This is a genomic window from Dietzia sp. SLG310A2-38A2 (assembly GCF_014145095.1).
In the GTDB taxonomy this organism is placed as follows: Bacteria; Actinomycetota; Actinomycetes; order Mycobacteriales; family Mycobacteriaceae; genus Dietzia.
The window spans coordinates 1-2,557 of the sequence record NZ_JAALDX010000367.1 but is presented as its reverse complement, the minus strand read 5'-3'; the positions used below and the strand labels follow the sequence as shown (position 1 = coordinate 2,557).

General features: G+C 69.0%; 3 protein-coding genes. 1 reads left to right on the top strand and 2 read right to left on the bottom strand.

Annotation, left to right across the window (positions count from 1 at the left end):
- Nucleotides 1–27: 27 nt before the first annotated feature.
- Together rplL and rplJ are read right to left on the bottom strand one after the other, a co-directional pair.
- Entirely contained in the window at nucleotides 28–408 is a 381-nt protein-coding gene (gene rplL, locus G6027_RS12880; RefSeq protein ID WP_107746167.1) for a 50S ribosomal protein L7/L12, read from the bottom strand.
- A 59-nt stretch (nucleotides 409–467) separates the two neighbouring features.
- Entirely contained in the window at nucleotides 468–980 is a 513-nt protein-coding gene (gene rplJ / locus G6027_RS12875) for a 50S ribosomal protein L10 (protein ID WP_107746165.1), read from the bottom strand.
- A 336-nt stretch (nucleotides 981–1,316) separates the two neighbouring features.
- On the opposite strand from rplJ, the gene G6027_RS19500 reads away from it, so the two are divergent.
- On the top strand, nucleotides 1,317–2,303 hold the full coding sequence (locus G6027_RS19500; RefSeq protein WP_179523166.1) for a diacylglycerol kinase family protein: 987 nt from the start codon (nucleotides 1,317–1,319) through the stop codon (nucleotides 2,301–2,303).
- Nucleotides 2,304–2,557: the final 254 nt, after the last annotated feature.

Here is a 2,557-nt window from a genome sequence, read left to right as displayed (position 1 = left end):
TCCCCTGACGAGACGTGGTGCGTCAGCTCACTTGAGCGAGACCTTGGCGCCGGCCTCTTCGAGCTTGGTCTTGGCGGCCTCGGCGGACTCCTTGTCGGCCTTCTCGATGATCGCCTTGGGAGCGGACTCGACGAGGTCCTTGGCCTCCTTGAGGCCCAGGCCCGAGACGATCTCGCGGACGACCTTGATCACGCCGATCTTCTTCTCGCCGGCAGACTCGAGGACGACGTCGAACTCGTCCTGCTCTGCGGCGGCCTCGGCGGCGGCCGGGGCGGCGGCCGCGGCGGCGACCGGTGCGGCCGCGGTGACCTCGAAGGTGTCCTCGAACAGCTTCACGAACTCGGAGAGCTCGAGAAGAGTCATCTCCTTGAATGCCTCGAGCAGCTCGTCGTTGCTGAGCTTCGCCATGGTGGCGTCCTTTCTGTTGGTCCCGGCACCGTCATACGGTCCGGAAACATGTGGGGGTGTCAGTTCTTTTTGTCCTCGAGCGCCGCGAACAGACGTGCCAGCTGCGAGGCGGGCGCGTTGAACAGGCCGGCGGCCTTGGCCTGGTTGCCCTTGAGCGCACCGGCCATCTTCGCGAGGAGGACCTCGCGGGACTCGAGCTCGGCGATCTTGTCGAGTTCGGCGGCGGACAGCGTGGCGCCGTCCATGACACCACCCTTGACGATGAGCGCCTTGTTGTCCTTGGTGAACGTCTTGAGCGCCTTGGCGGCGTCCACGACCTCACCGGTGACGAACGCGATGGCGGTGGGGCCGGTCAGGAGGTCGTCGAGACCCTCGACACCGGCTTCCTTCGCCGCACGCTTGACCAGGGTGTTCTTGGCCACGGTGTACGTGGCCGAGTCACCCAGGGCCTTGCGCAGCGCGGTGACCTGCGGAACGGAGAGTCCGCGGTATTCGGTGACCACGGCCGTGGTGGAGTTCTGGAAGTGCTCCTTGATCTCCTCGACGGCCTGGACCTTTGCGGGCTTTGCCATGTTTCGCCTCCTCTCTGCTTCTCACTGCCGGGAAATGCACGAACGCCCCGGGCGCAGGCGGCACGGGGCGTGGAGGAGGCGGGCACTGTGACGTGCCATTTCCTACACTGACCGGTGTTCTCCTGCGCGGGCCGTCCGGGCGCTCCCGGACACTTCGACCGCCCCCGGCGGGAGCGGTGACCTGCGGTCTTCGGTGAAACTTGATCAGGTGCCCGACGGGGCGAGCCGTCAGGCGTTCAAACTTCCCCATCAGGGTATAGGCGGCGGGTCGCCGCCGCCAAATCGGCGGGCCACCGGGGAATGGCGGGTCGGGCGTGTTTCTGACACTGTGGTGCCGTGCCCCCCGCCTCGTCCCGCGTCGCCGTCATCTACAACCCCATCAAGGCCGGAGTCGATGAGGTTCGTCGCCGCACGGCCGAGAGGGCCGCTCTGCACGGCTGGACCGATCCGGTGTTCTACGAGACGACCGAGGAGGATCCGGGCGTGGGTCAGGCCGAGGAGGCCGCCGCGAGCGGTGTCGGCCTGGTGCTCGCCTGCGGCGGCGACGGCACCGTGCGTTCGGTCGCCCAGGGCCTGGTCGGCACCGGCATCCCCATGGGCGTGGTCCCGCTCGGCACCGGCAACCTGCTCGCCCGGAATCTGGACATCCCGTTGGATGACGTGGACCGCGCCGTCCGCGTGGCCATGAGCGGCCGGAGCCGGGGGGTCGACCTCGGCCTGGTCCGCTACACCGACGGCGACGGGCACACCCACGACGACGTCTTCCTCGTCATGCTCGGCGCCGGCATGGACGCGGACATGATCGCCGGCACCCACGACGGCCTCAAGGCCAGGGTGGGATGGCTCGCCTACGTGGGCGCCTTCGCCAACACACTGCTCCGCGGCCACCGGATCAAGGTGGAGTACTCGCTCGACGACGGACCGGAGATCCACACCCGGGCCCGGACCCTCCTGGTGGCCAACTGCGGGATGCTCCAGGCCGGGATGATCCTGCTGCCCGACGCCGTGATCGACGACGGTCTCCTCGATGTGTTGGCGTTGCGGGCCAAGGGCGCCCTCGGTTGGGTCCAGGCCGGCGCGGTGCTGGTCCACCACACCTTCCAGCATCAGCTCACCCCGGCACTACGGAGGGGCTCCTCCCACGTCGAGGGCAAGGAGAAGCACCAGACCCGCCCACTGGACTTCCGTCAGGGTGAGGGGGTCTCGGCCCGGATCCTGGAGAAGCCCGCGTCGTTCCAGATCGACGGCGAGGAGTGCGGCACCGTCACCGAGTTCTCGGCGTGGATCAAGCGTCGGGGACTCACGGTGCGTGTCGCACACTGACCCTGCAGGAGTGTTCTCCCCGGGGTCGCGCCGCTCCGGTGGCGTCGCCGCCCAGGGAACGGGTGGTCGCGCTGCCCGGTCTGGGTAGCGTGTGGGTCGAGGAGACCGCCCGCCCGGGGTTCGGGGCGAGCGGGTCACACGGTGGGTGCGAACAGCTCGCACGGCGGACTGGCGGGGGCGGGTCATGGAGATCTTCGACGGACAGCGGACGGACCGGCTGACTCACGACCCGGCGGCCACGCCGCCGGGCGGCG